This window comes from Nocardioides sp. (genome assembly GCF_035481145.1).
Taxonomy (GTDB): Bacteria; Actinomycetota; Actinomycetes; order Propionibacteriales; family Nocardioidaceae; genus Nocardioides.
Genome location: NZ_DATIHB010000181.1, coordinates 1 through 5391 on the forward strand (window position 1 = coordinate 1; position 5391 = coordinate 5391).

General features: G+C 70.1%; 9 protein-coding genes. 3 read left to right on the top strand and 6 right to left on the bottom strand.

The features are described 5' to 3' along the window. Window positions 1–1092: MiaB/RimO family radical SAM methylthiotransferase (locus tag VLF38_RS14760; protein ID WP_325271998.1), on the top strand; the 1092-nt coding region annotated here is incomplete at its 5' end. Between the two features lie 2 nt (window positions 1093–1094). On the opposite strand, the gene VLF38_RS14765 is transcribed toward VLF38_RS14760, so the two are convergent. The 3 genes from VLF38_RS14765 to VLF38_RS14775 form a co-directional block, all read right to left on the bottom strand. Then, entirely contained in the window at window positions 1095–2237 is a 1143-nt protein-coding gene (locus VLF38_RS14765) for a hypothetical protein (protein WP_325271999.1), read from the bottom strand. A gap of 33 nt (window positions 2238–2270) precedes the next feature. After that, window positions 2271–2408, bottom strand: a complete 138-nt coding sequence (locus tag VLF38_RS14770) for a hypothetical protein (RefSeq protein ID WP_325272000.1) — start codon at window positions 2406–2408, stop codon at window positions 2271–2273. A gap of 108 nt (window positions 2409–2516) precedes the next feature. Beyond that, window positions 2517–2675: a hypothetical protein gene (locus VLF38_RS14775; protein ID WP_325272001.1), complete on the bottom strand. Its 159-nt coding sequence runs from the start codon at window positions 2673–2675 to the stop codon at window positions 2517–2519. Window positions 2676–2748: 73 nt separating this feature from the next. Here VLF38_RS14775 and VLF38_RS14780 point away from each other — a divergent pair, with 73 nt between their 5' ends. Then, on the top strand, window positions 2749–3420 hold the full coding sequence (locus VLF38_RS14780; protein WP_325272002.1) for a hypothetical protein: 672 nt from the start codon (window positions 2749–2751) through the stop codon (window positions 3418–3420). Window positions 3421–3465: 45 nt separating this feature from the next. On the opposite strand, the gene VLF38_RS14785 is transcribed toward VLF38_RS14780, so the two are convergent. The 3 genes from VLF38_RS14785 to VLF38_RS14795 all read right to left on the bottom strand — a co-directional run bounded on the left by VLF38_RS14785 (window position 3466) and on the right by VLF38_RS14795 (window position 4890). Then, a complete protein-coding gene (locus tag VLF38_RS14785; protein ID WP_325272003.1) occupies window positions 3466–3927 on the bottom strand; it encodes an NUDIX domain-containing protein in 462 nt (153 codons plus the stop codon). Window positions 3928–3970: 43 nt separating this feature from the next. Then, a complete protein-coding gene (locus VLF38_RS14790; protein WP_325272004.1) occupies window positions 3971–4513 on the bottom strand; it encodes a hypothetical protein in 543 nt (180 codons plus the stop codon). 188 nt (window positions 4514–4701) lie between these two features. After that, a complete protein-coding gene (locus tag VLF38_RS14795; RefSeq protein WP_325272005.1) occupies window positions 4702–4890 on the bottom strand; it encodes an antitoxin in 189 nt (62 codons plus the stop codon). A gap of 68 nt (window positions 4891–4958) precedes the next feature. Between VLF38_RS14795 and VLF38_RS14800 the strand changes: the two genes are divergently transcribed. Beyond that, window positions 4959–5391, top strand: a 433-nt coding sequence (locus VLF38_RS14800) for a tRNA (adenosine(37)-N6)-dimethylallyltransferase MiaA (protein WP_325272006.1), incomplete at its 3' end; no start/stop codon positions are given.

Below are 5391 nucleotides of genomic sequence, written 5' to 3' on the forward strand. Positions count from 1 at the left end.
GTCTTCCCCTCGACGCTGCCGACCAAGCGCGAGTCGGCGTACGCCGCCTGGGTGTCGATCTCGGTCGGCTGCAACAACACGTGCACGTTCTGCATCGTCCCGTCGCTGCGCGGCAAGGAGAAGGACCGCCGGCCGGGCGAGATCCTGGCCGAGATCCGCGCGCTGGTGGAGGAGGGTGTCTCGGAGGTCACGCTGCTGGGCCAGAACGTCAACGCGTACGGCGTGGAGTTCGGCGACCGCCAGGCCTTCTCGAAGCTGCTTCGCGCGTGTGGGGAGATCGAGGGCCTCGAGCGCGTGCGCTTCACCTCGCCGCACCCTGCGGAGTTCACCGACGACGTCATCGAGGCGATGGCGGAGACGCCGAATGTCATGCCGTCGCTGCACATGCCGCTGCAGTCGGGCTCGTCGCGCCTGCTCAAGGAGATGCGCCGGTCGTATCGCCAGCAGAAGTTCCTCGACATCATCTCGCGCGTCAAGGAAGCCATTCCGGACGCCGCGATCACCACCGACATCATCGTCGGCTTCCCGGGTGAGACCGAGGAGGACTTCCTCGAGACGATGAAGGTCGTCGAGGAGTCGCGCTTCTCGGGCGCCTTCACGTTCCAGTACTCCAAGCGCCCCGGCACCCCGGCGGCTGACCTCCCGTCGGTCGACCCCGCGCTGATCGCCGACCGCTACCAGCGCCTCACCGCACTCCAGACCCAGATCGGCCTGGAGGAGAACCAGGCCCAGGAGGGACGCACGGTCGAGGTCATGGTGGCCGCGGGAGAAGGCCGACGTGACGGTGACACCGGACGCCTCTCGGGACGTGCACCCGACAACCGCCTGGTGCACTTCAACGGCGCGGTGCCCGTGTCGCTGGCTGACGGGCGGGGCGAGATCCGTCCCGGCGACATGGTGACCGTGACGATCACCCGTGGCGCGCCCCACTACCTCGAGGCCGACGGCGCGATCCTGTCGCTGCGCCGGACCCGCTCCGGCGACGCGTGGGAGCGGCGTACGTCGGCTCCGGCTGCGCCTGCTGGTGTCGGGCTCGGCATGCCCGCGATCGGGGTGCCCGCCCCGCTGCCGCCGGTGGTCGGCTGCGGCTGACATCACGCTGAAGACTTTTCGCCACATGCTGGTGAAAAGTCTTCACGCTCGTCGGCCGGTGGAGGGATCACCAGGTCAGCAGGGCAGCGCGGACAGCGCTGGAACTCGCCTGCCCACCCCAGCCTGCGCAGCACGAGGTAGAGCTTGCCTGCCGTCGTGCAGGGCCGGACATAGACCTGGCCCCAGCCCAGACGGAGGGTGCCACGCCCATCGATGGCAGCGTCGAGGTCGCGCTCGAAGGCAGCGTCACGCTCGCTGGTGGTGGAATGGCCGAGTCGGCCGTCCAGCTCGATGAGCTGCTTCAGGTCGGGATGGTCGACGTCGCGGTAGACGACATGCGCGGACGTAGGGCGCACGGGCCCGCCATCCTCCTCGCGGACCTGGCGGTCACCACTCGGCAGTCCGTGCGGCCGGATGACGCGTCGCAGGAACTCCATCTCGAGCACCGACGAGGCCCCGGTCGCCGCGTCGGACAACACACCCTGGATGAGGTGGCGTCGGCGCAGACGTGTCCGGCCCTTCGCCACGGCGAGCAGCCTCCTGGGTGTGGTCCGCCTGGACCGCACGACATCGCTGAGGACACCGACCGCCGCGAGGTCGGTCGCGGCACAGGCGGCCGCATCGATCGCGGCATGCTCGGTCCGGACACGAGGCGGCGAGAGGTTTGCCTGCGTCATGCCGTCGAAGTCGGCGCGGCGCTGGATGCGGATGCCCGGTTGCTCGCGCACGTCGCGGTCGACGGCCACCGCGACCTCGATGGAATCGTTGTCGGCATGCCCGCGGCGGCCGGGGCCGTCGCCGGCCCTCAGAGCGGAGACGCCCGCGAGGGCTGCGGGGGAGGCATACAGCACCGCAGCCCAGGCCCGCTGCTTCCAGGTCGGGTCACCGGTGTGGTTGAGGTAGACGCCGGGATGGTGCGTCACCCACTCGCGCCGCCGCAGTCGTCGTCGCACCGTCGCGTCGGACTCGCCGGGGAGGTCGAGGACCTGCTTGCGGGAGATGACGCCGTCCTGCAGGTCCAGCAGGTCTTCGAGAGGTGAGAGCAGTTGCATCCCTCGACGTTGAGCCGTCACGGCGCCGAGCGCCAGCGGCGTACGGGCGGCTTGTGGACAGCGCTCCACCAAGGTGAAGACTTTTCGCCTCATGCTGGCGAAAAGTCTTCACGGTGACCGTCCGGGCTACTCGAGGTCCATCATCGGCGCGACGCCGGGGCCGTGCTCGGCTTGAGGGGCGGGCTTGCTCTCCTCTGCCCATTCGAGCTCGGCGTCGTGGTGGACATCGGGCAGACGATCAGTGCCGTTCGTGAGTGCAGACATGACTGCCTCCTCTCACCTCCAGTGTTGCGCGCTGCAGCGCTCAGCGGAAGTGCAGGTTGGCGCCGCCTCGGCAGGGTGGGCGTGCAGGTTGGCGCCGCCTCGGTGGGGTCAGCCGCGGGACTCCGCCTCGGCCAGACGCTGGTGCAGGCGGGAGCGCACCTCGTCGGGGGTGTACGCGCGGCGCACCCGCTCCTGGCGGGCGATGATCACGCCGCCGCTCGCGATGCCGAAGATGCCCGCCAGACCGACCCACTTCCAGACCTTCACGCGATCAGCCTAGACGCGGCGCCTCCCGGCCCGCCGCGACGCACGACGAGGCGGAGTTCGGCAGACTGGTCGCATGCTCGAGATCCACGAGGCCGCGAGCCTCGTCCGCACCGGTGACCTGCTGCTCTTCCGGGGCAGCACACTGGCCGACCGCACGATCCGCACGATCTCGAACGCTCCGGTCAACCACGTCGCGGTGGCACTGGTCATCGACGACCTGCCGCCGTTGCTCTTCCACGCTGAGATGAGCCGCAAGCAGTTGGACGTGTGGACGGGTGGGTTCCACCGCGGCGTACAGCTCCACGACCTGGAGCAGGCGGTGACGCGCTGGCACGACGGCTACGGCCAGGAGGTCTGGCTGCGGCAGCTCGCGCCGGAGGTCGGCAAGGAACAGGAGGACGCTGCGCTGCGATCAGTGGCGCGGCTCGACGGCGTGGCCTACCCCGCGGCGGCGCGGGCGCTGGGGCGCTGGTTCAAGGGGCGTGACGGCTACCTGCCCCACAAGCAGCGCGGGCTGCAGGTGCGGCCGGAGGACGCGTTCTGCTCGGAGGTCGTGTCGATGGTCCTGCAGGACATGGGCGTGCTGCACACCGACCGCAAGGCGCACTGGTACGACCCCGGCACGTTCTGGAGCGGTGCCTACCTCCCGCTGAAGGACGGGTGGAGCTACGGCCCGGAGATCGCAGTCGGCGCCCCGCAGGACCCCGACCGCGAGGTGCCGTCGGCGCGCGACCGCTGGCGCTGACCGCTTGAGTGCGCGTGCATGTGGCGAACACAGCCACCTGCGCACTCAAGCCTCGGGGAAGCCGAAGGTCAGGTACTTCTCCGGGGTGCCCAGATGCGCGAGCGCGTGCGCCTCGTGCGGCACCATCGGCGAGGGCAGGGCGTCGAGCGCGAACCATCCGATGCCGTCGCACTTGTGCGCCTCGACGATCGCGGGCTCGCCCTCCCACGCCCGCGCGGTGAAGAAGAAGTCGATGCGCTCGTCGATCGCCTCGCCGCTTGCCGTGCGCTGCATGGCGAACTCGAAGTGCAGGTCGGCGTCGGTGATGCCGAGCTCCTCGAGCGCCTCGCGGCGGGCCGCGGCGTACGCCGTCTCGCCCTTCTCGACGTGGCCGGCGGCGGCTGCGGCCCAGTGGCCGGCCATGTAAGGGACATCGCCGCGCAGCTGCAGCAGCACCTCGGGCCCGTCCGCTCCCTCGCGCAGGAGGTAGACGTAGGAGGCGGGCACGACCACGAATCGCTCGGTCATGCCCGCCACCCTAAGGGCGCCCCTCCCGCGCCCCGCGCCTGCGTCAGTACTGCTGGCCGTCGGCCTGCTGGGGGACACCGGGCTCCTGGCCCTGGTCGTACGCCGAGCCCTGCTCGCCGGCCTGGACCTCCGGGGCCTGCTCGCCGTACGACGATTCGCCGGTCTGCTGCTCCTGCCCGAACGACGACTCGCCGCCGGCCTGCTGCTCCTGGCTGAACGACGACTCGCCGCCGGCCTGCTGCTGGCCGAACTGCGACTCGCCGGCCGACTGCTCGCCACCGAAGCTGCCCTGCTCGCTGGACTGCTCGCCGAAGCCGCCCTGCGGCTCGGACTGCTCGGACTGCTCGCCGTACGACTGCCCGGGCTGGCTGGAGTCCTGGCCGTAGCTGGTCTCCTGCGTCTGCGGCTCGTGACCGAACTCGCCGGGGGTCTGCGCGGGGCTCGCGTCGGCAAGGCCTTCCTGCTCGCCGTACGGCTGCTGGCCCTGCTGCTCGCCGAACCCGCCCTGGTCGCTCGCCTGCTCGGACTGCTCTCCGAAGCTCGACTCCTGCGTCTGCTCGAACTCGTTGCTCTGGATTTCGGACATGTCTGAACCACTCCCGAGATGGAGGTTCGCAGCCGGGTGGGTCCCGGCCGTCCCTGCCATTCAAACAACCCGGTGACCGGCATTGTCAACCGCTGGTTCCCAATTTTCGGGTTCTCTTCAGGTCGGAAATGGACGACGGCCCCGGAACCGCAGGGGTCCGGGGCCGTCGCGGCGCGAGCAGTGTCTGCTCAGGCCTGGTCGTTGATACCGAGGGCGCCCTTGGCCTTGTCGGCGATCGCGTCACCCTTGTCGCCGAGCTTGCCGCCCGACTTCTCGTCAGCGAAGTCCACCGCCTTGTCGATCGCGTCGCCGACCTGGTCGCCGTGCTCGTCGAGCGCCTTCTCGGCCTGGCCCTTGATGTCGTCCATGAACCCCATAGCTACATGTCCTTGCAGATCGCGGCGCCGCCCGAATGCAGCGCCTCGGCGTTTGGAACACTAACCCCATGTTGGAAAGTGCGACACCCGTGATCGCGGTCGTCGGCCCGACCGCCGCGGGCAAGACCGCGCTCTCCCTCGACCTCGCCGAGCGGCTCGACGGCGAGGTCGTCAACACCGATGCGATGCAGGTCTACCGCGGCATGGACATCGGCACGGCCAAGCTCCCCGAGGCCGAACGACGGGGGATCGCGCACCACCTGATCGACCTGATGGAGATCGATGAGGTCGCCAGCGTCGCCGACTTCCAGCGGCTCGCGCGTGCGGCGATCGACGACATCCGTGGCCGTGGCCGCGTCCCGATCCTGGTCGGCGGTTCGGCGCTCTACACGCGCGCGGTGCTCGACCGCTTCGACTTCCCCGGCACCGACGCGGTGGTCCGGGCGCGCCTCGAGGCGGAGCTCGCGACCGTCGGGTCCGGCGTACTGCATGCGAGGCTGG